Source organism: Streptomyces sp. NPDC001536, from assembly GCF_042894505.1.
Taxonomy (GTDB): Bacteria; Actinomycetota; Actinomycetes; order Streptomycetales; family Streptomycetaceae; genus Streptomyces.
Window position 1 is genome coordinate 236,604 of record NZ_JBIAVQ010000011.1, and the last position, 24,379, is coordinate 260,982.

General features: G+C 70.1%; 22 protein-coding genes. 17 read left to right on the plus strand and 5 right to left on the minus strand.

From position 1 onward, the window contains the following. Positions 1–153: 153 nt before the first annotated feature. The 5 genes from dop to prcA all read left to right on the plus strand — a co-directional run bounded on the left by dop (position 154) and on the right by prcA (position 4,097). Positions 154–1,665 (plus strand): depupylase/deamidase Dop, encoded by a 1,512-nt coding sequence (gene dop / locus ACFY0U_RS29050; RefSeq protein ID WP_388640811.1) that lies wholly within the window; start codon positions 154–156, stop codon positions 1,663–1,665. A 189-nt stretch (positions 1,666–1,854) separates the two neighbouring features. Next, positions 1,855–2,073: a ubiquitin-like protein Pup gene (locus tag ACFY0U_RS29055; RefSeq protein ID WP_206327399.1), complete on the plus strand. Its 219-nt coding sequence runs from the start codon at positions 1,855–1,857 to the stop codon at positions 2,071–2,073. A gap of 209 nt (positions 2,074–2,282) precedes the next feature. Further along, complete coding sequence (locus ACFY0U_RS29060; RefSeq protein WP_388640813.1) at positions 2,283–2,501, plus strand: endonuclease VII domain-containing protein; 219 nt, start codon at positions 2,283–2,285, stop codon at positions 2,499–2,501. Beyond that, entirely contained in the window at positions 2,453–3,298 is an 846-nt protein-coding gene (gene prcB, locus ACFY0U_RS29065; RefSeq protein WP_388640815.1) for a proteasome subunit beta, read from the plus strand. Before ACFY0U_RS29060 ends, prcB begins: the two co-directional genes overlap by 49 nt. Before the next feature lie 61 nt (positions 3,299–3,359). Next, on the plus strand, positions 3,360–4,097 hold the full coding sequence (gene prcA / locus ACFY0U_RS29070) for a proteasome subunit alpha (protein WP_046261817.1): 738 nt from the start codon (positions 3,360–3,362) through the stop codon (positions 4,095–4,097). Between the two features lie 63 nt (positions 4,098–4,160). Here the strand turns inward: prcA and ACFY0U_RS29075 are convergent, their stop codons facing one another. Continuing rightward, on the minus strand, positions 4,161–5,177 hold the full coding sequence (locus ACFY0U_RS29075; protein ID WP_388640817.1) for a LacI family DNA-binding transcriptional regulator: 1,017 nt from the start codon (positions 5,175–5,177) through the stop codon (positions 4,161–4,163). 119 nt (positions 5,178–5,296) lie between these two features. On the opposite strand from ACFY0U_RS29075, the gene ACFY0U_RS29080 reads away from it, so the two are divergent. The 12 genes from ACFY0U_RS29080 (at position 5,297) to ACFY0U_RS29135 (ending at position 17,512) form a co-directional block, all read left to right on the plus strand. Next, entirely contained in the window at positions 5,297–6,556 is a 1,260-nt protein-coding gene (locus ACFY0U_RS29080) for an MFS transporter (protein WP_388640819.1), read from the plus strand. Positions 6,557–6,565: 9 nt separating this feature from the next. After that, on the plus strand, positions 6,566–7,927 hold the full coding sequence (gene pafA, locus ACFY0U_RS29085) for a Pup--protein ligase (protein ID WP_046261820.1): 1,362 nt from the start codon (positions 6,566–6,568) through the stop codon (positions 7,925–7,927). A gap of 128 nt (positions 7,928–8,055) precedes the next feature. Further along, the gene (locus ACFY0U_RS29090) at positions 8,056–9,063 is read left to right on the plus strand and encodes an FKBP-type peptidyl-prolyl cis-trans isomerase (RefSeq protein ID WP_388640821.1); all 1,008 of its coding nucleotides are present in this window, start codon (positions 8,056–8,058) and stop codon (positions 9,061–9,063) included. Between the two features lie 60 nt (positions 9,064–9,123). Next, positions 9,124–9,495, plus strand: a complete 372-nt coding sequence (locus ACFY0U_RS29095; protein WP_388640823.1) for an FKBP-type peptidyl-prolyl cis-trans isomerase — start codon at positions 9,124–9,126, stop codon at positions 9,493–9,495. A 129-nt stretch (positions 9,496–9,624) separates the two neighbouring features. After that, positions 9,625–10,578 (plus strand): helix-turn-helix transcriptional regulator, encoded by a 954-nt coding sequence (locus tag ACFY0U_RS29100; RefSeq protein WP_388640826.1) that lies wholly within the window; start codon positions 9,625–9,627, stop codon positions 10,576–10,578. An 18-nt stretch (positions 10,579–10,596) separates the two neighbouring features. After that, the gene (locus ACFY0U_RS29105) at positions 10,597–11,637 is read left to right on the plus strand and encodes a helix-turn-helix transcriptional regulator (RefSeq protein WP_388640829.1); all 1,041 of its coding nucleotides are present in this window, start codon (positions 10,597–10,599) and stop codon (positions 11,635–11,637) included. Beyond that, positions 11,634–11,927 (plus strand): hypothetical protein, encoded by a 294-nt coding sequence (locus ACFY0U_RS29110; protein WP_388640831.1) that lies wholly within the window; start codon positions 11,634–11,636, stop codon positions 11,925–11,927. The genes ACFY0U_RS29105 and ACFY0U_RS29110 overlap by 4 nt, the downstream gene beginning before the upstream one ends. Positions 11,928–11,937: 10 nt before the next feature. Further along, entirely contained in the window at positions 11,938–12,132 is a 195-nt protein-coding gene (locus ACFY0U_RS29115) for a hypothetical protein (RefSeq protein WP_388640834.1), read from the plus strand. Positions 12,133–12,393: 261 nt separating this feature from the next. Continuing rightward, positions 12,394–12,684 carry a Sec-independent protein translocase subunit TatA gene (gene tatA, locus ACFY0U_RS29120; RefSeq protein ID WP_388640836.1) on the plus strand — a complete coding sequence of 97 codons (291 nt, stop codon included), beginning with the start codon at positions 12,394–12,396 and terminating at the stop codon, positions 12,682–12,684. A gap of 47 nt (positions 12,685–12,731) precedes the next feature. Further along, positions 12,732–13,688 (plus strand): twin-arginine translocase subunit TatC, encoded by a 957-nt coding sequence (gene tatC, locus ACFY0U_RS29125; protein ID WP_388640839.1) that lies wholly within the window; start codon positions 12,732–12,734, stop codon positions 13,686–13,688. 31 nt (positions 13,689–13,719) lie between these two features. Next, positions 13,720–14,610 carry a diacylglycerol kinase gene (locus ACFY0U_RS29130; protein ID WP_388640842.1) on the plus strand — a complete coding sequence of 297 codons (891 nt, stop codon included), beginning with the start codon at positions 13,720–13,722 and terminating at the stop codon, positions 14,608–14,610. 40 nt (positions 14,611–14,650) lie between these two features. Next, positions 14,651–17,512 carry a DEAD/DEAH box helicase gene (locus ACFY0U_RS29135; protein WP_388640845.1) on the plus strand — a complete coding sequence of 954 codons (2,862 nt, stop codon included), beginning with the start codon at positions 14,651–14,653 and terminating at the stop codon, positions 17,510–17,512. 89 nt (positions 17,513–17,601) lie between these two features. On the opposite strand, the gene atzF is transcribed toward ACFY0U_RS29135, so the two are convergent. From atzF to ACFY0U_RS29155, 4 genes are read right to left on the minus strand one after another with little or no spacing between them, the layout of a single operon-like run. Next, a complete protein-coding gene (gene atzF / locus ACFY0U_RS29140; protein WP_388640847.1) occupies positions 17,602–19,254 on the minus strand; it encodes an allophanate hydrolase in 1,653 nt (550 codons plus the stop codon). Between the two features lie 11 nt (positions 19,255–19,265). Next, a complete protein-coding gene (locus ACFY0U_RS29145) occupies positions 19,266–22,769 on the minus strand; it encodes a 5-oxoprolinase/urea amidolyase family protein (protein ID WP_388640849.1) in 3,504 nt (1,167 codons plus the stop codon). Further along, positions 22,766–23,383: an urea amidolyase associated protein UAAP2 gene (locus tag ACFY0U_RS29150; protein WP_388640851.1), complete on the minus strand. Its 618-nt coding sequence runs from the start codon at positions 23,381–23,383 to the stop codon at positions 22,766–22,768. The genes ACFY0U_RS29145 and ACFY0U_RS29150 overlap by 4 nt, the downstream gene beginning before the upstream one ends. Beyond that, positions 23,380–24,204 (minus strand): urea amidolyase associated protein UAAP1, encoded by an 825-nt coding sequence (locus ACFY0U_RS29155; protein ID WP_388640854.1) that lies wholly within the window; start codon positions 24,202–24,204, stop codon positions 23,380–23,382. Before ACFY0U_RS29155 ends, ACFY0U_RS29150 begins: the two co-directional genes overlap by 4 nt. Between the last annotated feature and the right edge of the window lie 175 nt (positions 24,205–24,379).

The following is a 24,379-nucleotide window of genomic DNA, read 5'->3' on the forward strand; positions in this document are numbered from 1 at the left end:
GCAAATGATCTCCCCACCAGCGCAAAGCCGTTCTAGGCTCTTCGGTACCGCCGAGTCGCGCAGTGCGGGGACGGGCACCGCACACGCACCGGAGCGCCAGCGGTACTTGAGCGCCGCCCCCGACCGAGGGCGCCGCCGGGCAAGGAGGGCCGCATGACTGTACGGCGAGTAATGGGCATCGAGACGGAGTACGGGATCTCCGTCCCCGGCCACCCCAACGCCAATGCCATGCTCACCTCGTCCCAGATCGTCAACGCCTACGCGGCGGCGATGCACCGGGCCCGACGGGCCCGCTGGGACTTCGAGGAGGAGAACCCGCTGCGGGACGCGCGGGGCTTCGACCTCGCCCGCGAATCCGCCGACTCCAGCCAGCTCACCGACGAGGACATCGGCCTCGCCAACGTCATCCTCACCAACGGCGCACGCCTGTACGTCGACCACGCGCACCCCGAATACAGCGCCCCCGAGGTCACCAACCCCCGTGACGCCGTCCTCTGGGACAAGGCCGGCGAACGCATCATGGCCGAAGCCGCCGAACGCGCCGCCCAGCTCCCCGGCGCCCAGCCGATCCACCTCTACAAGAACAACACCGACAACAAGGGCGCCTCCTACGGCACGCACGAGAACTACCTGATGAAGCGGGAGACCCCCTTCTCGGACATCGTGCGCCACCTCACGCCCTTCTTCGTCTCCCGCCAGGTCTTCGCCGGCGCGGGCCGCGTCGGCATCGGCCAGGACGGCCACGAACACGGCTTCCAGATCAGCCAGCGCGCCGACTACTTCGAGGTCGAGGTCGGCCTCGAGACCACCCTCAAGCGCCCGATCATCAACACCCGCGACGAGCCGCACGCCGACGCCGAGAAATACCGCCGCCTCCACGTCATCATCGGCGACGCGAACCTCTCGGAGATCTCCACCTACCTCAAGCTCGGCACCACGGCCCTGGTGCTCTCCATGATCGAGGACGGCTTCATCGCCGTCGACCTGGCGGTGGACCAGCCCGTCCGCACCCTTCACCAGGTCTCCCACGATCCGACGCTCCAGCGCCTGGTCACCCTCCGCAGCGGCCGGACACTCACCGCGGTCCAGTTGCAGATGGAGTACTTCGAGCTGTCCCGCAAGTACGTCGAGGAGCGCTTCGGCGCGGACGCCGACGACCAGACCAAGGACGTCCTCGCCCGCTGGGAGGACACTCTCAACCGGCTCGAGAACGACCCCATGAGCCTCGCCGGCGAACTGGACTGGGTCGCCAAGCGCGAGCTCATGGAGGGCTACCGGCGCCGCGACGGCCTCGAGTGGGACGCCGCCAAGCTCCACCTCCTCGACCTCCAGTACGCCGACGTACGGGCAGAGAAGGGCCTCTACAACCGTCTCGCCGCCCGCGGCAGGATCAAGCGCCTCCTGGACGAGAACGACGTCGAGCGGGCCCGTACGAAGCCGCCGGAGGACACCCGTGCGTACTTCCGGGGCCGATGCCTGGAGCAGTACGCCGACGACGTCGCCGCGGCCTCCTGGGACTCGGTGATCTTCGATCTGCCGGGGCGGGACTCTCTGCAGCGCGTTCCAACCCTGGAACCGCTTCGCGGAACGCGTAATCACGTCAAGGAGCTCCTGGACCGCTGTCGCACCGCGGAAGACCTGGTCAGGGTGCTCTCCGGCGGCTGAGCGGGTACCCGGAACGAGACCTCCGGACAGGGTGGAAATCCCGACGTCCGGGAATCATCGAGGTGGCCCCCGTACGTTGAGGAAACTGCGGGGCCGATGTCAGACCGGGCTTGTAGGGTCTGATCATCACCGATCGGCGGATAAGCCGACCTGGCGACCATGTCGGGCGAAACGAGCGGGGTGAGGGTTATGTCAACCAAGGACACCGGCGGCGGCCAGCAGAAGGCCACACGCTCCACCGAGGAAGTCGAGGAGGCGGCGCCGGAAGCGGCAGCCACCGAGGACCTCAAGGAGCGCCACGAGAAGCTGAGCGATGACGTGGACTCGGTTCTGGACGAGATCGACGACGTCCTCGAGGAGAACGCAGAGGACTTCGTTCGAAGCTTCGTTCAGAAGGGCGGACAGTAGCCTTCAACTTGAAGGCTACGGGGGACCGTCGAGGTGGGTATCGAAGGTGGCGCGAAGCGCTGCTCGCGGTGTGAGCAACACGAGCCGCGAGCGGCGTACCACCGGCAGCGTCAGGCAGCCATGGGGCGCAACGCTGTGAGTCGTGCGAGGCGGCCCGAGGGTGTGCGGGCCGTCCGAAGCGCCACTACGGCCTCACCGAAGCGTCTCGGATGGGGCTCCGCGTCATCTGCCTAAAGGCTCCGGCCGTGCATGTGGATCATTGCCGCAAGACGGGTAGGGTCCGTGGCGTACTGTGCTTCAACTGCAATTCGGCCATCGGCAAGTTGGGGGATGACCCCGACGCCGTCCGCCGGGCCGCCGCTTACTTGGAAGGAATCGCGTGGAAGCCAACACTCGTAGCACCGGGCGTCTACCAGCTGCCTTCCTGACGCCTGGGTCGTCCTCGTTCATGGACTTCCTGTCCGACCACCAGCCGGAGATGCTGCCGGGCAACCGTCAACTGCCGCCGACGCAGGGTGTGATCGAGGCGCCTCATGGCACCACGATCGTCGGCGTGACCTTCCCCGGCGGGGTCGTGCTCGCCGGTGACCGGCGGGCCACGATGGGCAATGTCATCGCGCAGCGGGACATCGAGAAGGTGTTCCCGGCGGACGAGTACTCGGCCGTCGGTATCGCCGGCACCGCCGGTCTGGCCGTGGAGATGGTGAAGCTGTTCCAGCTGGAGCTGGAGCACTTCGAGAAGGTCGAGGGGGCGCAGCTCTCGCTGGAGGGCAAGGCGAACCGGCTGTCGACCATGATCCGTTCCAACCTCGGCATGGCCATGCAGGGCCTGGCCGTGGTGCCGCTCTTCGCCGGGTACGACGTGGACCGTGGCAAGGGCCGAATTTTCTCCTACGACGTCACGGGCGGTCGTTCCGAGGAGCACAACTTCGCCGCCACGGGCTCGGGCTCGATCTTCGCCCGGGGCGCGATGAAGAAGTTCTTCCACGACGGTCTGTCCGAGGCCGAGGCCACGATGCTGGTGGTGCAGGCTCTGTATGACGCGGCTGACGACGACTCGGCGACCGGTGGTCCCGATGTCGCGCGCCGGATCTACCCGATCGTCACCGTGATCACCGAGGACGGCTTCCGCCGGCTCACGGACGAGGAGTCCTCCGACATCGCCCGTTCGATCCTGGAACGGCGTCTGGAGCAGCCCGACGGTCCGCGGGCCGCGCTGCTGTAGCGGCGGATCCGGTTCTTTCAAGGTGATCGCAGTGACTTCGACAGAAAGGGACGGATAACCGGTGTCGACGCCGTTCTATGTCTCCCCCCAGCAGGCGATGGCCGACCGGGCGGAGTACGCCCGCAAGGGCATCGCTCGCGGTCGCAGCCTGGTGGTGCTGCAGTATGCCGACGGCATTGTCTTCGTCGGCGAGAACCCGTCCCGCGCGCTGCACAAGTTCAGTGAGATCTATGACCGGATCGGTTTCGCGGCCGCCGGCAAGTACAACGAGTACGAGAATCTGCGGATCGGTGGTGTGCGGTACGCGGATCTGCGTGGGTACACCTACGACCGCGACGACGTGACCGCCCGTGGTCTCGCGAACGTCTACGCCCAGACGCTGGGCACGATCTTCTCCAGTGCGGCCGAGAAGCCGTACGAGGTGGAGCTGGTCGTCGCCGAGGTGGGTGAGACGCCCGAGGGTGACCAGATCTATCGGCTGCCGCATGACGGTTCGATCGTGGACGAGCACGGTTCGGTCGCGGTGGGCGGCAATGCCGAGCAGATCAGTGGCTATCTGGATCAGCGTCATCAGGACGGCATGAGTCTCGCCGAGGCTCTGAAGCTGGCGGTTCAGGCGTTGTCCCGGGACACGAACGGCACGGAGCGGGAGATTCCCGCCGAGCGTCTGGAGGTCGCGGTGCTGGATCGTACGCGTCCGCAGCAGCGCAAGTTCAAGCGCATCGTGGGTCGTCAGCTCGACCGGCTTCTGGAGGCCGGTGGTGCGGCCACCGAGGCGGAGAGCTCCGAGGAGGAGTAGCCTCGCGCCTCATCTCGCCCTTTTGTGTGCCCCGGCCGGTGTCTCGGCCGGGGCACAGGGCGTTCAGGGGGCGGTGGGCGGTGCCGTGGAGCCTCGTACGACCAGTTCGACGGGGATGTCCCCGGCATCGGGTGTGCGGCCCTCCAGGACGGCCAGGAGGGCGCGCATGCCGCGTTCGCCGAAGAGCTCGGCGTCCAGTCGTACGGTGGTCAGTTCCGGGTCGAGGGCGGCTGCCAGGGCGATGTCGTCCACGCCGGTGACGGAGACGTCGTCGGGGACACGGAGGCCTTTTCGGCGTAGGGCCTTGTAGGCGCCGGCCGCGAGTTTGTCGTCGTCGCAGACGATGGCGGTGGGGTGCGGGCCGGATGTGTGCAGGGCTGTCTCGGTGGCGGTGAGGGCGCCTTCGATGGACATGGGGGCGGGTGCTGTGCGCAGCGAGGTGCCCGGCACCGCTGCGAGGCGGGCGGCGAGTTCGCGGGCGCGTACCTCGAAGGTCCAGGAGGGGATGTCGGCGGCGAGGTGCAGGAAGCGTCGGTGTCCCAGGTTCAGCAGGTGGTCGGCGATCTGGCGGGTGCCGTCGGCGATGTCGAGGTTGACGGTGGCCGCGCCCAGGCTGCCGTGGGGGTCGCTGTCGAGCATGACGAGGGGGAGCTGGTCGCCGCGGATGGCGGTGAGGGCGTCCGCGGCCATGGAGGAGGCGAGGACGCCGTCGAGGGCGGCCTGGGCGGAGGCGAAGGGGTCCCTGGCGGGGCCGACGCCTTCGGGGGAGGGGTAGAGGACCACGCCGAAGCCGTGTTCGGCGGCGACGCGTGCGGCGCCGGTGTAGACGCCGGCGAAGAACTCGGTGGTGAGGGCGGGGACGACGAGCAGGACGGTGCGGGTGCGGCCGAGGCGGAGGTTGCGGGCGGCGAGGTTGGGGCGGTAGCCGAGTTCGCGGGCGGCCTGGCGTACCCGTTCGGCGGTGGCCTCGGAGACGCGGCCGCGCCATTTGTCGCCGAGTACGAGGGAGACGGCGGCCTGGGAGACGCCGACGGCCTGGGCGACGTCGCGGCTGGTGGGGCGTGCGCTGCCTCGTGCCACCGGCTGCCTGCTCTTTCGTCTGGACTCGTCGTCAGCGCACATGGTACGTATGACGGAGGACGTTATACGTAAAACCTCATGCGTCACGGGCGCACGTCACGGCACGGGAAGGGCGGGACATGGCCGCGGGATACCTGGAGATCCTCAGGGCGAGGCACGCCACGCGGCTGCTGGTGGGCACCCTCGTGGGCCGGCTGCCGAACGCCACCGCCGCCATCGCGATCGTGCTGTTCGTGCGTGCGGAGGGCGGCTCGTACAGCCTCGCCGGGGCGCTCGCGGCGGTCTACGGCGTCGCCAACGCGGTCGGTCAGCCGGTGCTGGGCCGGCTCGTGGATCTGCACGGCCAGCCGCGCGTCCAGCTGCCCGCGGCGATCGTCTCGGCCCTCGCGATGGCCGCCTTCGCCTTCACCGGCCCCGACCTGCTCGTCGCCGCCTATGCCGCCGTGGCGCTCGCCGGGCTCTTCACGCCGCCGCTGGAGGGCGGACTGCGGGCGCTGTGGCCGAGTGTGCTGCGCAAGGAGGGCCAGGTGCACAGGGCGTACGCGATGGACGCCGTGGCGCAGGAAGTCATGTTCACGGTCGGGCCGTTGCTGGTGACGGTGTGCACGTCGCTGTGGTCGGCCCGGGCCGCGCTGCTGGTGCTGAACGTCGTCGGGGTGCTCGGTGCGCTCTCCGTGGTCGTCTCGCGGCCGTCGCGCGCGTGGCGCTCGGCTCCGCGCGAGGCGCACTGGCTCGGCGCGCTGCGCTCGCCGGGGCTGCTGGCGCTGCTGGGCGCGTTCCTGTTCGTCGGCATCGCGCTGGGTTCCATCACGGTGGCCTCCGTGCCGTACGCCGACGACCACGGCGGCGACGCGGTGTACGGCTGGCTGATGGCCGCGATCGGTCTCGGTGCCCTCATCGGCGGCACGGTGTACGGCGCGCGGCAGTGGACCGGGGAGCCGGCGCGTCGACTGCGGGTGCTGGTGGCTCTGCTGGCGGTGTGTTATCTGCCGCTGCTGCTGATGCCCGGCGCGGTCGCCATGGTGCTGCTCATGGTGGTCGCCGGGGTGTTCCTCGCGCCCGCCATCGCCTGTGCGTTCGTGCTGGTCGACCATCACGCGCCGCGGGGTACGGTCACCGAGGCCTTCTCCTGGCTCGTGACGACGTTCACCGTGGGTGCCTCGGTCGGAACGGGCGTCGCGGGGCCGGTCGTAGAGGCCGGAGGGGCCCTGTGGGGGTTCGCCGTACCGGGTGTCGCGGGGGGTGTCTCGCTGCTTGTTCTGCTGGCCACCGGACGGGTCCTCGCAGCTCCCGATGGGCGGGGGGTGGTTGCGGCTTCATCGGAAAATGATCCAAACCGTGCCGTCGAACCCCGTTTCAGCACAGGGGATCGGGCGTAATGTTCAGTCATGGACCGCCGCATTTTCGGGCTGGAGAACGAGTACGGCGTCACGTGTACGTTCAGGGGACAGCGACGCCTGTCTCCCGACGAGGTGGCGCGGTACCTCTTCCGCCGTGTCGTGTCATGGGGCCGCAGCAGCAATGTCTTTCTGCGAAACGGCGCCCGCCTCTATCTCGATGTCGGGTCACATCCGGAATACGCGACTCCCGAATGTGACAACGTGACGGAACTGGTCACGCACGACAAAGCAGGCGAGCGCATTCTCGAAGGACTCCTGGTGGACGCCGAACGACGCCTGCACGAGGAAGGAATCGCGGGCGACGTCTACCTCTTCAAGAACAACACCGACTCGGCGGGCAACTCCTACGGGTGTCACGAGAACTATCTCGTCGCCCGCCACGGGGAGTTCTCCCGGCTCGCGGACATCCTCATTCCCTTCCTTGTCACCCGCCAGCTGCTCTGTGGCGCGGGCAAGGTCCTGCAGACCCCGCGTGGCGCCGTGTACTGCGTCAGCCAGCGGGCCGAGCACATCTGGGAGGGCGTCTCCTCGGCGACGACGCGTTCCCGGCCGATCATCAACACGCGCGACGAACCGCACGCCGACGCCGAGCGCTACCGCCGCCTGCACGTCATCGTGGGCGACTCGAACATGTCCGAGACGACCATGCTCCTCAAGGTCGGCGCGACCGACCTGGTGCTGCGCATGATCGAGGCGGGCACCGTGATGCGCGACCTGACCCTGGAGAACCCGATCCGGGCGATCCGCGAGGTCAGCCACGACATCACCGGCCGGCGCAAGGTGCGTCTGGCCAGTGGCCGGGAGGCCTCCGCGCTGGAGGTGCAGCGCGAGTACTACGAGAAGGCCGTGGACTTCGTGGAGCGCCGCGGCATCCGCACCGGGACGGTCGAGCAGGTCCTGGAGCTGTGGGGCCGGGTGCTGGACTCGATCGAGGCCGAGGACCTCGACCGGATCGGCACCGAGATCGACTGGGTCATGAAGTACAAGCTCATCGAGCGGTACCGGGCCAAGCACAACATGACCATGTCCCACCCGAGGGTCGCGCAGATAGACCTCGCGTATCACGACATCCACCGTCGTCGTGGTCTCTACTACCTTCTGGAGAGGAAGGGCCAAGCGGCCCGTATCTGCAACGACTTGAAGATCTTCGAGGGCAAGTCCGTGCCCCCGCAGACCACTCGGGCCCGCCTTCGCGGTGACTTCATCCGCCGGGCTCAGGAACAGCGCCGGGACTTCACCGTCGACTGGGTGCATCTCAAGCTCAACGACCAGGCCCAGCGCACGGTGTTGTGCAAGGACCCGTTCCGTTCGGTCGACGACCGGGTGGAGAAGCTGATCGCCGGTATGTGAGCAATGCGTTCCGGATCGCCTTCCGGAACGCCACACGGGCGCCGTACGTTATCCGTACGGCGCCCTTCTCACGCCGTAGAGTTGCGCGCACGCCATCCACAAGATCGACCGATTACGAGGCTCTTACCGTGCGCCGACGCTCACTACTGATTGCCGTACCCGCTGGAATGGCCACGCTCGCCGCGTGCAACGACGACGGGGCGAGTTCGGCGGAGAGCGGTGACAGCGCGTCGCCGTCCGCCTCGGCCACGTCCGCCGCGCCGGCGCCGGCGCCGAAGATCGTGGACGGTCCGCTGCCGGCGATCACCGCGGGCGCGAAGTTCGGTGAGAAGCCCACCGTCGCCAAGGGCAGCGGTGACCCGTCCGACCAGATCGCGGTGAAGACGCTTGTCGCGGGCAACGGCCGGACGGCCGCGGAGGGCGACTTCCTGGTGGCCGACTACCTCGGCCAGATCTGGGACACGGCCAAGGTCTTCGACAACTCCTTCGACCGGGGTGCCGCGCTCGCCATCCAGCTCTCCCAGGCCAGCGTCATCGACGGCTGGCGGTACGCGCTGGTGGGCAAGAAGGTCGGCAGCCGTGTCGAGTTCTCCGTCCCGCCCACCTGGGGCTACGGAAAGGAGGGCTACGCGGAGGGTGGCATCAAGGGCACCGACACGCTGGTGTTCGTGGTGGACATGAAGGGCGTGTACCCGGTCACGAGCTCCGCCAAGGGCACGGACGTGGCGCAGGACAACGTGGACCTGCCCAAGGTGGGGACGAACACCGACGGCAAGGCGCCCTCCATCGAGATCCCCAAGAAGGACGCGCCCACCAAGCTCGTGTCGAGCTACATCATCGAGGGTGACGGCGAGGAGGCCGAGGCCGACAGCAGCCTGCTGGTGCAGTACAAGGGCGTGCTGTGGGACTCCGGCAAGGAGTTCGACTCGACGTACGCCAGGAAGACCCTGACGTCGTTCTCCCTCGACGGGGTCGTCAAGGGCTGGAAGCAGGGTCTGACCGGCAAGAAGGTCGGCAGCCGCGTCCTCATCGTCATCCCGCCGGCCCTGGGCTACGGCGACAACCCGCCCAGCGGCAGTGGCATCGAGAAGGACTCGACGTTGGTGTTCACGGTCGACATCCTGGCGAAGCTCTGACCCCTTCGGGGTGTAAGACTGTGTGCGTTGCCTTTCCGCAGACAAGCAGGAGCTAGAGACGTGAGCATCGAGAAGCCCGAGATCGACTTCCCTGAGGGCGAAGCCCCGGCGGACCTCGAGATCAAGGACATCTGGGAGGGCGACGGCGAGGTCGCGAAGGCCGGTCAGAACGTGACCGTGCACTACGTGGGTGTCGCCTTCAGCACCGGCGAGGAGTTCGACGCCAGCTGGAACCGCGGTACGCCGTTCAAGTTCCCGCTCGGTGGCGGCCGTGTCATCAAGGGCTGGGACCAGGGCGTGCAGGGTATGAAGGTCGGCGGCCGTCGTCAGCTGACCATCCCCGCGCACCTCGCCTACGGCAACCAGAGCCCGACTCCGGCCATCAAGCCCGGCGAGACGCTGATCTTCGTCGTCGACCTGCTCGGCGTCTGATCGTCGTACGATCATTGTTGATCACCTGGGGTCCATGCCTGTCCGGGCATGGGCCCTCGGCTTTTGCCGCGCCACCGCGGGGCGGTACGGTCATCGTCCGTAAGCACCATAGGGAGGCGAAGGGCGTCGATGGCCATTGCCAAGGCCGAGCGGCTGATGAACCTGGCGCTGTGTCTGCTGGGGACGCGCAGGCCGCTGAGCAAGCGTGAGCTGCGTGAGTCCATCGAGGCCTATCTGGAAGCGAACTCGGACGACAGCTTCAACCGCATGTTCGAGCGCGACAAGGACGATCTGCGCGAACTCGGGCTCGTCATCGAGACCGTGGAGAACCTCGACGGCGAGGTCGGCTACCTCGCCCGCCGCGACAGCAACCGCCTCCCGCCCGTCACCCTCGACGCCGAGGAGGCCGCCGCCCTCGGTCTCGCCGCCAAGGTGTGGCAGCAGGCGCGGCTCGCGGGCGCGGCCAGTGGCGCCCTGCAGAAGCTGCGCGCGGCCGGGCTGCCCGAGGACTTCGACCCGTACGAGGCCCATGGCGCCCTCGAGCCCCGGATCCCCGTGCACGAGGCCGCGTTCGAGCCGCTGATGCTGGCCTGCCGCGACCGCCGCCCGGTCGTCTTCGAGTACCGCAAGGCCACCGCCGCACGCCCCGAGACCCGCCATGTCGAGCCGTGGGCGCTGGAGTGCTGGCGCGGCCACTGGTATCTGGCGGGCTGGGACCGCGACCGGGGCGCCGAGCGGGTGTTCCGGCTGTCCCGGATCACCGGCAAGGTGCGTTCGCGCGGGGCCCGCTTCACCGCCGAGGTGCCCGACGTGGTGACCGTCCGCGAGACCGTGGCGAGCTGGGCGGGGGAGACCGCCGACCGCAGCGCGCTGATCCGGCTGCGCACCGACGCCGGCTACCCGCTGCGCGCGAAGGCCACCGCGGTGCGGGAACTGGGCGACGGGTGGGACGAGTTGGAGATTCCGTACGGCCATGGCCTGGACGCCTGGCTGGTGGAGTTCGGTCCGGACGTGGTCGTCCTGGAACCCGCCGAACTGCGGGCCGATGTGGTGGACCGGCTGCGTGCCGTGGCCAAGGGCTGAGGGGGAGCGAGCAACACAGTGGCAGGCAAACCGGTCAGGCCCGTCAACGCCATCGACCAGACCCGGCGGATGCTCTCCCTGGTGACGTATCTGAAGGAGCGGCCCGGCGCCCGTGTCGAGGACGTCGCCCGCGCCTTCGGGATCACCGAGGACGAGCTCGTCTCCGACCTCGACGTGCTGCCCATGTGCGGCACCAGCTTCCGCGGCGGCGACCTTCTCGACATCGACACCGACGGCGAGCGCATCTGGTGGCACAACCCCGATGACGTCGCCGAACCGCTGCGGCTCGCCGCCGACGAGGCCACCGCGCTGCTCGTCGCCGCCCGCGCCGTCTCGACCCTGCCCGGTCTGCGCGAGGGCGACCGGCAGGCGCTGCTGCGGGCCACCGCGAAGGTGGAGGCCGCGGCGGGGGAGCAGGCCAGCGCCAGCTCCCGGCTGTCGGTGACCTTCGAGTCCGAGGGCGGCGTCTTCGCCGACGTCGACCGGGCGATCTCCGAGCGGCGCCGGCTGTGGATCCGCTACTACTCGCCCGCCCGCGACGAGGTCACCGAGCGCGAGATCGACCCGATCCGCTTGGTCAGCGTCGGTCACACCTACGTCGAGGCCTGGTGCCGCCGCTCCGAGGCGCGGCGCACCTTCCGGCTCGACCGGGTCGCCGAGATCAAGATCCTCGACGAGCCGTCCGCGCCGCCCGAGATCGAGCTGCGGGACCTCTCCGAGGCGCTGGTGCAGCCGGCCGCCGAGGACCCGGAGGTCGTCGTCGAGGTGAGCCCGGGCGGGCGCTGGGTCGCCGAGTACTACCCGCACGACAGTGCGGATGAGCTTCCGGACGGCGGGCTGCGTATTACCCTGCGCACCCCCGACCCCACGTCCCTGCGCCGGCTGGCGCTGCGGCTCGGCCGCGACGGCCGGATCGTCTCGCCGCCCGAGCTCGCCGACAGTGCCCGGCTGGCGGCCCGCGAGGCGCTGGCGGCGTACGACGGGGTCGAGGCGCAGGGTTCACACCGAACTCATACGAAGGACGACGGGCAGTACGACAGGCAGGAGCAGGAGCTTTGAGCGAGTCGGCGGCGTCTGGTGTGCAGGGGATGTCGGTGGCGTCCGCGTTCGCGGGAATGCGGAGCGTCTCCCCGATGGTGTTCCGGGCGGGCTGCCCGGACTGCCGTGGCCGGTTCGAGCTCGCCGCCGGGGCGCTTCGGCTGGTCGTCGGCGCCACCAGCAAGACGACCTTCTACTCCTTCACCTGCCCCGACTGCGACGCCTCCGTCCGCAAGCCCGCGGGGGAGCGGATCGTCGAGCTGCTGACCGGTGGTGGGGTCAGCACCCTGCGGCTGCACTCCACCCTCTAGGCTCGGCACCATGTTCTGGCCGATGTTCGCGATCGCTGTGGGTTTCCTGGGTCTTCTCGTGCTCGGAGTGCTCGCCGTGCGGGTGTTCCTTGAGGCGCAGCGGCTGGGACGGCAGGTCGCGGACTCCGCCCAGTGCATCGGCAGGGCCGCGGAGGACCTGGAGCGGGCCGCCGTGAGCACCGCCCGCTCCGTGGACGCGCTGTAAGTCCCGCTGTGCACGGGATGTGAGTCCTGCGCCGGAAGCGTTTTGGGTCACTTCGCCCTGTCACCCCGGGGGCGGGGCCAGGTACGCTGCTGGTCGCGGACCGGAGAACGAGGCCCGGGTCGCGGACCGGGAGTACGCACGGGGATTGCCTCACGTTCACCCCTGAGCGTTACGATCGCTGACAACACGATCGTTCGGACACCTGTCCGACCGGTCGGACAGCACCCCACCCCAGCCGCCTCGGTGAGAAGGTAAAGACTTATGTTCGGAAGGCTCGGCGCCCCCGAGATCATTCTCATCCTCGTCGTCATCATCCTGCTGTTCGGCGCGAAGAAGCTTCCCGACATGGCGCGCTCGCTCGGCAAGTCCGCGCGCATCCTCAAGAGCGAGGCGAAGGCGATGAAGTCCGAGGGCCAGGACAACGCGACCGCCGCGTCCGCTCCGCCCCAGGACGACCAGCAGTCCCAGGTCCAGCGCACCATCCAGGCCGCTCCCGGCGATGTGACCAGCTCCCGCCCGGTCACCGAGCCGACGGACACGACCAAGCGCTGACGCAGGGCCGGTGACCTCCGGCCCGCCGCACGAGATGGGAACGTGGGTTGCTGAAGTCTGCCCGCAATGAGGAGAAGGATCCCGAGGGGCGGATGCCCCTTGCGGATCACCTTCGTGAGCTCCGCAACCGGCTCGCGAAGGCACTGCTGGCCATCGTCCTCGTGACGGTCGTCGCCGCCTTCTTCTACAACGACATCATCAACTTCCTGACGAAGCCGATCCTGGACTCGATCGGTTGCGATCAGAGCTTCGAGCAGCTCGCCAACGCGTCCGAGACCACCGAGAAGTGCGCCCGGATCACGATCAACGGTCTGCTCGCGCCTTTCACCCTGGCCCTCCAGGTCTCGCTGACGGCAGGCATCGTGCTGGCCTCGCCGATCTGGCTGTACCAGCTGTGGGCGTTCATCGCCCCGGGCCTGCACCGGCACGAGAAGAAGTACGCCTACGCCTTCGTCTTCACGGGCGCCCCGCTGTTCATCGGCGGCGCCTACTTCGCGTACTCGGTGCTCCCCACCACGGCGAAGGTGCTGATCGACTTCACACCGAGCGGCAGCATCGACAACCTGCTGCCGCTGGACGATCTGCTCCAGCTCGTCACCCGCATGGTGATCGTCTTCGGTCTCTCGTTCGAGCTGCCGCTGCTCCTGGTCATGCTCAACCTCACCGGCATGATCACCGGCAAGCGGATGCTCGGCTGGTGGCGCGGGATGATCATGGGTATCACCGTGTTCGCCGCCGTGGCGACGCCGAGCACGGACCCGCTGAGCATGCTCGCGCTGGCCGGGCCCATCTGGGTGCTGTACTTCATCGCGACGCTCTTCTCCCTGCTCAACGACAGGCGTCGACGCAACAAGGAGGCCGAGGGCCCCGCCGACGACGAGGCCTCCGACCTGGACCTCACCCCCGAGGACATCGGCGAGATCGAGACGGTCTCCGCGAGCCGGGCACTGCCCGAGCAGGCGTCGGGACCGGAGCGGGTCAACGGTTATGACGACGTGACCTGAAGATCGACCAGCCGCTCGTAGGGTCAGTGACGTGACCAGCGAGATCACCCTCTTCGTCAACCCCACCGCGGGTCGCGGCCGGGGCGCCCACGCGGCGCAGCCGGCCGCTTCCGCGTTGCGGGCGGCCGGTTTCTCCGTGCGTACGGTCCTCGGGGAGAACGCCGAGGACGCCCTCACACGCGCGCGTGCCGCTGTCGCGGACGGCACCGGCGCCCTGGTCGCCGTCGGCGGCGACGGCATGGCCAACCTGGCCCTCCAGGCCGTCGCCGGCACCCGCACCCCGCTCGGTCTGGTCGCCGTCGGCACCGGCAACGACCTCGCCCGCGCCCTGGGCCTGCCGGTACGGGACCCGGCCGCCGCGGGCCGGCGGATCGCCGAGGCGCTCAAGGGAGGCGACCTGCGCGACATCGACCTGGGACAGGTGGACGACCGCTGGTTCGGCACCGTCCTCGCCTCCGGCTTCGACTCCCGCGTCAACGACCGGGGCAACCGCATGCGATGGCCGACCGGCCGCTTCAAGTACGACCTGGCGATGATCGCCGAGCTGGCCGCCTTCCGGCCCTTCCCGTACCGGATCAGGCTCGACGACGGCGAGGTCCGGGAGATCGAGGCGACCCTCGTCGCGGTCGGCAACGGGTCGTCGTACGGCGGCGGCATGCGGATCTGTCCCGGCGCCGACCTCACCGACGGGCTGTTCGACATCACCGTGGTCGGGGACTGCAGCCGGGCCACGCTGCTCAGGGTGTTCCCGAGCGTGTACCGGGGCACGCACGTCGACCACGCCAAGGTCACCGTGCACCGGGCGGCGAAAGTGGAGATCAGCGCCGAGAGGATCACGGGGTACGCCGACGGGGAGCCGCTCGGGCCGCTGCCGCTGACCGCGCGCTGCGTTCCGGGGGCGGTGCGCGTCGCGGCGCTCTGAAGTGCACGGACCCGGGGTTTGACAAGACGGGATCCGGATAATGATCGTCCTGTTGTCAGTGGGGCCCGGTACGCTCGAAAGCACGATGACAGAGGACCTCTCACCGGCCGAGCGGTACGCGGCCGCGCGCGTGCGCGCTGCCGAGCAGGCCACCGCGCTCGCCGACTTCCGCGAGATGTACGACTTCGGCCTCGACCCCTTCCAGATCGAGGCCTGTCAGGCGCTCGAGACGGGAAAGGGCGTGCTGGTGGCCGCCCCCACCGGCTCGGGCAAGACGATCGTGGGCGAGTTCGCCGTCCACCTCGCCCTGCAACAGGGCAAGAAGTGCTTCTACACGACACCCATCAAGGCACTGTCGAACCAGAAGTACGCCGACCTGTCGCGCCGTTACGGCGCCGACAAGGTCGGTCTGCTCACCGGCGACAACAGCGTCAACTCCGAGGCACCGGTGGTCGTGATGACCACCGAGGTGCTGCGGAACATGCTGTACGCGGGTTCGCAGACCCTGCTCGGGCTCGGGTACGTGGTCATGGACGAGGTGCACTACCTCTCCGACCGCTTCCGCGGCGCCGTCTGGGAGGAGGTGATCATCCACCTTCCGGAGTCCGTCACCCTGGTCTCCCTCTCCGCGACCGTGTCCAACGCCGAGGAGTTCGGCGACTGGCTGGACACCGTCCGCGGCGACACCGAGGTGATCGTCTCCGAGCACCGGCCCGTGCCGCTGTTCCAGCACGTGCTCGCCGGGCGGCGGATGTACGACCTGTTCGAGGAGGGCGAGGGCCAGAAGAAGGCCGTCAACCCCGACCTCAAACGGCTGGCCCGGATGGAGGCCCAGCGCCCGTCGTACCAGGACCGCAGACGCGGCCGTGCGATGCGCGAGGCCGACCGGGAGCGGGACCGCAGACAGCGGTCGCGGGTGTGGACCCCCGGCCGGCCCGAGGTCATCGAGCGGCTCGACGCCGAAGGGCTGCTGCCCGCGATCACCTTCATCTTCAGCCGGGCCGCCTGCGAGGCCGCCGTACAGCAGTGTCTGTACGCCGGTCTGCGGCTCAACGACGACGAGGCGCGGGGCAAGGTGCGTGCCCTCGTCGAGGAGCGCACCGCCGCCATTCCGACCGAGGACCTGCACGTCCTGGGCTACTACGAGTGGCTGGAGGGCCTGGAGCGCGGCATCGCGGCCCATCACGCGGGCATGCTGCCGACGTTCAAGGAGGTCGTCGAGGAACTGTTCGTCCGGGGCCTGGTGAAGGCCGTGTTCGCGACCGAGACGCTCGCGCTGGGCATCAACATGCCCGCGCGGTCGGTGGTGTTGGAGAAGCTCGTCAAGTGGAACGGCGAGCAGCACGCGGACATCACCCCGGGTGAGTACACGCAGTTGACCGGGCGTGCCGGGCGGCGCGGTATCGACGTCGAGGGACATGCCGTCGTGCTGTGGCAGCGCGGGAGCAGCCCCGAGCATCTGGCGGGCCTCGCGGGCACGCGTACGTATCCGCTGCGCTCCAGCTTCAAGCCGTCGTACAACATGGCGGTCAACCTCGTCGAGCAGTTCGGGCGGCACCGCTCGCGTGAGCTCCTTGAGACGTCCTTCGCGCAGTTCCAGGCCGACAAGTCGGTCGTGGGGATCTCGCGGCAGGTGCAGCGCAACGAGGAGGGGCTCGAGGGCTACAAGGAGTCCATGACCTGCCACCTCGGCGACTTCGAGGAGTACGCGCGACTGCGGCGCGAGCTGAAGGACCGCGAGACCGAGCTGGCCCGGCAGGGTGCCAACGAGCGGCGGGCCGAGGCGGCCGTCGCGCTGGAGAAGCTCAAGCCGGGTGACGTCATCCATGTGCCGACGGGCAAGTACGCCGGTCTCGCGCTGGTGCTGGATCCGGGGCTGCCCGCCGGGCGGTCCAACGGGCATCGCGGATTCGAGCAGCACGACGGGCCGCGCCCGCTGGTGCTGACCGCCGAACGGCAGGTCAAGCGGCTCGCCTCGATGGACTTCCCGGTGCCGGTCGAGGCGTTGGAGCGGATGCGGATCCCGAAGTCCTTCAACCCGCGCTCCCCGCAGTCGCGTCGGGACCTCGCCTCCGCACTGCGCACCAAGGCGGGGCACATTCCGCCGGAGCGGGCGCGCAAGAAGCGCTCGCAGGCCGCGGACGACCGTGAGATCGCGCGCTTGCGGACGGCCATCCGGGCCCATCCCTGCCATGGGTGCGACGAGCGTGAGGACCATGCGCGGTGGGCCGAGCGCTATCACCGGCTGCTGCGGGACACCTCGCAGCTGGAGCGGCGTATCGAGGGCCGCACCAACACCATCGCGCGGACCTTCGACCGGATCGTCGCGCTGCTGACCGAGCTGGACTATCTGCGCGGCGACGAGGTCACCGAGCACGGCAAGCGGCTGGCGCGGCTCTACGGCGAGCTCGATCTGCTGGCCAGCGAGTGTCTGCGGGCCGGGGTGTGGGAGGGGCTCGCTCCCGCCGAACTCGCGGCGTGCGTCTCGGCGTTGGTGTACGAGGCGCGGGTCGGTGACGATGCGATGGCGCCCAAGCTGCCGTCGGGCAAGGCGAAGGCCGCGCTCGGGGAGATGGTGCGGATCTGGGGGCGGCTCGACGCCCTGGAGGAGGACTTCCGGATCACCCAGACCGAGGGTGTGGGGCAGCGGGAGCCGGATCTGGGGTTCGCCTGGGCCGCGTACATGTGGGCTTCCGGGAAGGGGCTCGACGAGGTGCTGCGTGAGGCGGATATGCCGGCGGGGGACTTCGTGCGGTGGTGCAAGCAGGTGATCGATGTGCTGGGGCAGATCTCCGCGGCCGCGCCTGTTTCCGGTGGGCAGGGGTCTACGGTCGCGAAGAACGCGCGTAAGGCGGTTGATGAGCTGTTGCGGGGAGTTGTCGCCTACTCGTCTGTGGGGTGACGGGTGCGTGGGCGGGTGCGGGGGGACTGTGGCTGGTCGCGCCCACGCGGCGGAGCCGCACATCGATACAGCCCCGCGCCCCTGGGGAGTCAGGCCTCCTCGGCGTTCACATAGGACCGCCAGCCTCCGTACTGGGTGATGTCCTCGGCTGCCTCCAAGGCGCTTGGTTCGCACAGGAAGCCGGGGACCTCGGATCCGTCTGCCAGTTTCACGCTGCCCAGGGTCATCGGGCGGGGGAGTGCGGACAGCAGGCGGCCCAGGCCCTCGGGCGGCAGGTGCCACACCTCTGCCTCGATCGCGGCCCCGCCCTCACCGACGTGCACCAGGCCCGGCTTCGGTGGGGTCGTGCGCAGGGCGTGCAGCCGGTATACGGCGGCCGTCGTGGTCGTACGGTCCAGGCGGGCCCCCAAGGCCAGGAGTTGGGGGTTGAGGGGCTGGCCCGAGAGGTGGGCGCCGACCACGGCCAGTCGTGTCTCCGGCTGAAGCAGCGCGGCGATCCGTGCCAGTCGCTCGTCCGTGAACGCCGGGCCGATCAGCATCACGCCGAAGGGGAGGCCGTTCACCTCGCCCGCCGGGACGGCCACGGCCGCTTGGTCGAAGAGGTTGGTGGAGTTGGTGAAGCGGCCCAGGCGGGCGTTGGCGCCCAGGGGGTCGGCGGTGACCTCGGCGAGGGTGGGGTGGCCCGGTGTGGTGGGGAGCAGCAGGGCGTCCGCGTCGGCGAGTTCGGCCTCGGCCCGTGCCCTCAGGGCCGTGAGGCGGTCCTGGTCGGTGTAGAGCTGGTGGGCCGGGATGTCGCGGGCGCGGGTGATGATGCCGGCGACGGTGGGGTCGAGACCGGCGCCGCCTTCTGAGGTCAACTTGTCGACAAAGCTCCCGACCGCGGTGTAGCGCTCGGCGACGAAGGCGCCCTCGTAGAGCATCGCGGCCGCCTCGGTGAACGGGGCGAGGTCGATCTCGCGGACCGACGCGCCCGCCGTGACCAGCTGCTCCACCGTCGCCTCGTATGCCTCCGCCCAGCCCTCGTCCAGTTCGCCGAGCTGGTCGCGGGACGGGACCGCGACGCGCCATGGTCCCGGCTCGCGCTGGGGGAGCGGGGGGAGGTCGCGGGTCGGCGGGGAGGTCATGAAGGCCAGTGCCTGTTCGGCCTCCGGGAGGGTGCGGGCGAAGACCGTCACGCAGTCGAGGGAGGCGCAGGCCGGGACGACTCCCGCCGTCGGGACCAGGCCCCGGGTGGGCTTGAGGCCGACGATGCCGTTGAAGGCGGCCGGTACCCGGCCCGAGCCCGCGGTGTCGGTGCCGAGGGCGAGGTCGACGATGCCGAGGGCCACCGCCACTGCCGAACCGGAGCTGGAGCCGCCGCTGATGCGCCGCGAGTCGTGGGCGTTGCGTACCGCGCCGTGGGGGGAGCGGGTGCCGACCAGGCCGGTCGCGAACTGGTCCAGGTTCGTGGTGCCCAGGACGATCGCGCCCGCCGCCCGCAGTCGGGCCACCGCCGGTGCGTCGGCCTCGGGGTGGTAGGCGTACGCCGGACAGCCCGCCGTCGTGGGCAGCCCCGCGACGTCGATGTTGCCCTTGGCGGCGAGGAGGCGGCCGGCGAGGGGGAGGTGCTCACCGGCGGCCACGCGCTCGGCCAGGGCGCGGGCCTCCGCCTCGACCTCGTCCTGCGGGCGCAGGTCGATCCAGATCTCGGGGCGGTCCACCGCCTCGATGCGTGCGTAGGCCGCTCGGACTCTCGACAGCATGTGTGCCTCTCTCACTTCACGGGCGCGAGGACGACCAACGCCGTCCCCGCCTCCACCTGGTCGCCCGGCCTCGCCAGGATCTCCGTCACCACGCCGTCCATCGGTGCGTGCACCCTGGACTCCATCTTCATCGCCTCCAGCGCGAGCAGCGGCTGGCCTGCGGTGACCTCGTCGCCCGGCTCGACGTTCACCTGCCAGACGGAGGCCGTGAACTCGGCTTCGACGATCCGGCCGCCCTCGGGGACCTCGAAGGACGCCGGGGGTGTGGCCGGGGCGCTCACCGCGTCCGCCCGGGCGAACTCGCCCGCCGCCTCCCAGGCGTCCCGCTCGGCGGCGAAGGCCGTCTGCTGGCGGTCCCTGAACTCCGCTATGGACTCGGCGTTCTCGGCGAGGAACGCCTGGTACGCGGAGAGGGAGAAGGTGCCCTCCTCGATCCGCGGCACGAACCGCCCGGAGGTGATGTCGGCCCGCAGCTCCAGGAGTTCGTCGGCGTCGACCGGATACCACTTGATCCGGTCGAAGAACCTGAGCAGCCAGGGCGACCCCGGCTCGAACGCGCCGCGCTGCTGCCACCCCGACCACACCTGGGTCGTACGGCCCACGAACTGGTAGCCGCCGGGCCCCTCCATGCCGTAAATGCACAGATAGGCGCCGCCGATGCCGACGGAGTTCTCCGCGGTCCAGGTGCGGGCCGGGTTGTACTTGGTGGTCACCAGGCGGTGCCGTGGGTCGAGGGGCGTGGCCACGGGCGCGCCCAGGTAGACGTCGCCCAGGCCCAAGACGAGGTATTCCGCGTCGAAGACCGTGTCGTAGACGTCGTTCACCGAGTCCAGCCCGTTGACCCTGCGGATGAACTCGATGTTCCACGGGCACCAGGGCGCGTCGTCCCGTACCCCCGCCATGTAGCGGGCGATCGCCTCGCGGGTCGCCGGGTCGTCCCAGGACAGGGGGAGGTGGACGGTCCGGGAGGGCACGACGAGCTGGTCGCTCGGGGGGAGGGACGCGGTGATCTCCCGTACCGTGGCGAGGAGTTCGTGCTGCGGGAGTCGCCGTGGGTCGGTCTGGATCTGGAGCGAGCGGATACCGGGCGTGAGGTCGGTGACCCCGTCCGGGCAGGCGTCGGACACCGCCTCCATCAGCGCGTGGACGCGCATGCGCAGCGCCAGGTCGAGCTGCATCGGGCCGAACTCGACGAGCAGGTTGTCGTCGCCGCTGCGGCGGTAGGTCACATCGCCGTCGCGGGCGAGGATGCCGCCGTCGACGATGGCGGGGCGGGGCTCTCCGTCGACGTCCACCGGCAGGAACCGCACGGTGTCGCCGGGCCGCAGCTGGCCCAGCTTCCAGCGCTCGCCGCTCAGCACGGTCGCCGGGCACACGAAACCGCCGAGCGAGGGGCCGTCCGGGCCCAGCAGCACCGGCATGTCGCCGGTGTAGTCGACGGCGCCGACGGAGTAGGGGGTGTCGTGGATGTTGGAGGGATGCAGGCCCGCCTCACCGCCGTCGGTGCGCGCCCAGCGCGGCTTCGGGCCGACGAGGCGGACTCCGGTGCGGGCCGAGTTGAAGTGGACCTTCCAGTCGGCGGCGTAGAAGTCGCGGATGTCGTCCTCGGTGAAGAACTCCGGTGCCGCGTGGGGGCCTTCGGCGGCGCCGATGTGCCAGGTCCGGGTGAAGCGGGGCGGGTCCTCGACCGGCCTGCCCTCGACCCGGCCGCCCCCGTGCAGGACGTCACCGGTCCGCAGCGCCCGTCCGCCGTGTCCGCCGAAGCGGCCCAGCGTGAAGGTGCTCGCGCTGCCCAGGAACGCGGGTACGTCGAGCCCCCGGGCGAACAGCACATAGGTCCGCAGACCGTGTTCCAGGGGCGCCCCGATGTCCAGCACGGCCCCCGCGGGCACGGTCACCGGCTCCCACTGGGCGACCGCGGAGCCGTCCACGGTCACCGGTGCGGGGGCTCCCGTCACACACACGGTGGTGGTGTGGCTGAACCTCAACGACGGGCCCTGGAGGGTGCATTCGAGGCCCGGCGCCCCCTCGTGGTTGCCGAGTGCCTGGTTGCCGAGCCGGAAGGACAGGTCGTCCATCGGGCCGCACGGGGGCACCCCGACCTGCCAGTAGCCGGTGCGGCCCGGCCAGTCCTGCACGGTGGTGAGGGTGCCCGCGGAGACGACCTCGATCCGGGGCGTGCGGTCGCGCACCCCGGCAAGGGTCGCCGTGGAGTGGGTCGCCCCGGCGAACCGGGGGTCCGCTAGCGCCGCCCTGACAAGGCCCAGGTTCGTCTCGATGCCGTCGACGCGGGTGCGGGCCAGCGCCTCGTCGAGCCGCTGGAGCGCGTGGGCCCGGTCCGAGCCGTACGCGATCACCTTCGCGAGCATCGGGTCGTACGACGTCGTCACCTCGGTACCGGTCTCCACCCAGCCGTCGACGCGCACGCCCGGCGGGAACTCGACCCGCGTCAACAGCCCGGCGCTGGGCCGGTGTTCGCGTGACGGGTCCTCGGCGTAGATCCGGGCCTCGACGGCATGGCCGCGAGGGGCGTCCGGCTCGCGCACGACGTCCCTCTCGCCGCGGGCCAGCCGCAGCATCCAGGCGACCAGGTCGACGCCGTAGATCTCCTCGGTGACCGGGTGCTCCACCTGGAGGCGGGTGTTGACCTCCAGGAAGTACGCCTCCTCGCGGGCGGCGTCGTAGACGAACTCGACGGTTCCGGCGGAGCGGTAGCCGACCGAGGAGCACAAGTCGCGTGCCGAGCGCGCGAGTTGTTGGCGCACGCGGTCCGGCAGCCCCGGTGCCGGTGCCTCCTCCAGCACCTTCTGGTTGCGGCGCTGCAGAGAGCAGTCGCGGTCGCCGAAGGTGACGACCCGGCCCGCTCCGTCGCCGAAGACCTGCACCTCGACATGGCGGGCGTGCTCGACGAGGCGTTCCAGGAAGACACCGGCGGAGGAGAAGGAGGCGGCGGCGACGCGCTGCACGCGCTCCCAGGCGTCCGCGAGTTCATCGCCGGAGCGACATGCCGACATGCCGATGCCGCCGCCACCGCCGGTCGCCTTGAGCATGACGGGATAGCCGATGACCTCCGCCTGCGCTTGCGCCTCCGTCAGCGAGGCCAGCAGTCCCGTCCCCGGCGCCAGCGGCACCCCCGCCGACTCGGCCGCCGCCCGTGCCGTGTGCTTGGCGCCGAAGAGCTCCAGCTGCTCCGGCGTCGGGCCCACGAACACGATCCCGGCCTCCTCGCAGCGTCGTGCGAAGGCCGCGTCCTCGGACAGGAAGCCGTATCCGGGGTGAATGGCCCCCGCCCCCGTGTCCTTGGCCGCCTTCAGCACCAGGTCCGCGTCGAGGTACGACTCCTTGGCGGGCGCGGGGCCCAGTCGTACGGCCTTGTCCGCGAGCCGCACATGGGGTGCCGAGCGGTCCGGGTCGGAGTACACGGCGACCGTGCGCAGGCCGAGTTCGCGGGCGGTGCGGATGATCCGTACCGCGATCTCGCCCCGGTTGGCGACCAGCAGGGTGTCGAAGGTCATCCGGTGGCCCCGATCGTCACCGCGGCCCCGATCGTCATCTCCACCGCGGTCGGCTCGAAGCCGTTGCAGGGGTTGTTGATCTGCGGGCAGTTGGAGACGAGCACCAGGACGTCGCACTCGGCGCGCAGGGTCAGCTTCAGACCGGGGGCCGAGATGCCGTCGACGATGCCGAGGGTGCCGTCCTTCTCGACCGGCACGTTCATGTACCAGTTGATGTTGGAGACCAGGTCCCGCTTGCCGAGGCCGTGACGGGCGCCCTCCGCCAGGAAGTTGTCCACGCACGCGTGCTGCGACCAGGTGTGGTGGCCGTAGCGGAGCGTGTTGGACTCCTTGGAGCAGGCGCCGCCGACCGTGTCGTGGCGGCCCACCTCGTCGTCGACCACGGTCATCAGCGGGGTGTGCTCGTTCGACATCAGCACGGTGCCCGTGGTCAGGAAGACGTTGCCCTGGGCGTGGATCGTGTCGGGCGCGCTGTAGCGCACGGACGTGTCGTGGGCGTCGTAGACGAGGAAGTCGACGGCCTGGTTGCCGTGCAGATCGGTGACGGTGAGGGTCTGACCGGCGCGGACGACGGCGGACCAGGCGGCACGGGCGGGAACGACGGTCGTGGTCATACGAGCCCCCTCGCGGCAAGGAGTTCGGCGGTGTTGAGGAAGGCGCGGCGGCCCTCGGGGGTGGCGTCCCACAGCGGGTCGACGGGTTCGGTCGCGGCGGCGCGCCAGGCGAGCACCTCCAGCGGGGTGCTGACGTAGTCGGGGCGCGGGTCGGCGGGGTGCGGCACGTTGGCGACGAGCACGGTGACGTCCTGCTCGGTGCGCAGCGTCACGCTCGCGCCCGGGCCCGCCGATCCGGTGAAGTCGAGGGCGCCGTCCTCGCGGACCTCCACGCCCTGGAAGAAGGAGAGGGAGGGCGGCAGATCGCGCGGGGCGAGTCCGTTCTTCGCGGCAGCCAGCTTGAACAGCTCCCGTCCGGCGGGGGAGGCGGACTGCGGGGTGCCGTCGCCGTACCGCTCGGTGTTGCGGACGAGGGTGGAGGTGCCGCACAGGGCGTCGTGCCGGCCGGAGGTGTCGGCCACCAGCGAGGCGAGGACCCGGCCCTGGTCGGACAGGAGCAGCACGCCCTCACCCAGATAGGCGTTCCACTGCACCTTCACCGTGTCGGCCACGTTCAGGCGCTCCCAGGGGCGGTCCGCGGCGTACAGGAGCAGATGCGCGCAGGCGTCGCCGCGCAGGTCGGTCAGGCGCAGTTCGGTGCCGCGGGCGAGGACGCGGTGCGTGTAGTTGCCGCCCGCCACTGTCTCGGCCCAGACCAGGGGTCCCGCCTCGTGCGGCGGTTCCGGCCAGTCCGCCGCCGGCACGACGGGCATGGCCTCGGCGCGGGCGCCCTCCTGGGCGCGAGCGTGATCGCGGGCTCCGTAAGTGGTCGATGTCGCCATCGCGGGACCTCCGGCTCCGGTGCTATTTCTGTCGTGCGACAGAAATTAGGAGCGGGGTGGGTCGCGGGGATTGCCCGGGGGTTGCGGGGTGGTTACCGAGCCCTCACCCGTGTGCGCGGGGCGCCTCATCCGTGCGCGCCAGGCGCCTCGTCCGTGCTGGCCGGGCTCCGTCGAA

What these genes read in the sequence shown, in the direction of transcription:
- dop (WP_388640811.1), top strand. Translation starts at nt 154, where the DNA reads ATGACTGTACGGCGAGTAATGGGCATCGAGACGGAGTACGGGATCTCC.
- ACFY0U_RS29055 (WP_206327399.1), top strand. Translation starts at nt 1,855, where the DNA reads ATGTCAACCAAGGACACCGGCGGCGGCCAGCAGAAGGCCACACGCTCC.
- ACFY0U_RS29060 (WP_388640813.1), top strand. Translation starts at nt 2,283, where the DNA reads ATGGGGCTCCGCGTCATCTGCCTAAAGGCTCCGGCCGTGCATGTGGAT.
- ACFY0U_RS29080 (WP_388640819.1), top strand. Translation starts at nt 5,297, where the DNA reads ATGGCCGCGGGATACCTGGAGATCCTCAGGGCGAGGCACGCCACGCGG.
- pafA (WP_046261820.1), top strand. Translation starts at nt 6,566, where the DNA reads ATGGACCGCCGCATTTTCGGGCTGGAGAACGAGTACGGCGTCACGTGT.
- ACFY0U_RS29100 (WP_388640826.1), top strand. Translation starts at nt 9,625, where the DNA reads ATGGCCATTGCCAAGGCCGAGCGGCTGATGAACCTGGCGCTGTGTCTG.
- ACFY0U_RS29115 (WP_388640834.1), top strand. Translation starts at nt 11,938, where the DNA reads ATGTTCTGGCCGATGTTCGCGATCGCTGTGGGTTTCCTGGGTCTTCTC.
- tatA (WP_388640836.1), top strand. Translation starts at nt 12,394, where the DNA reads ATGTTCGGAAGGCTCGGCGCCCCCGAGATCATTCTCATCCTCGTCGTC.
- ACFY0U_RS29135 (WP_388640845.1), top strand. Translation starts at nt 14,651, where the DNA reads ATGATCGTCCTGTTGTCAGTGGGGCCCGGTACGCTCGAAAGCACGATG.
- atzF (WP_388640847.1), bottom strand. Translation starts at nt 19,254, where the DNA reads ATGCTGTCGAGAGTCCGAGCGGCCTACGCACGCATCGAGGCGGTGGAC.
- ACFY0U_RS29145 (WP_388640849.1), bottom strand. Translation starts at nt 22,769, where the DNA reads ATGACCTTCGACACCCTGCTGGTCGCCAACCGGGGCGAGATCGCGGTA.
- ACFY0U_RS29150 (WP_388640851.1), bottom strand. Translation starts at nt 23,383, where the DNA reads ATGACCACGACCGTCGTTCCCGCCCGTGCCGCCTGGTCCGCCGTCGTC.
- ACFY0U_RS29155 (WP_388640854.1), bottom strand. Translation starts at nt 24,204, where the DNA reads ATGGCGACATCGACCACTTACGGAGCCCGCGATCACGCTCGCGCCCAG.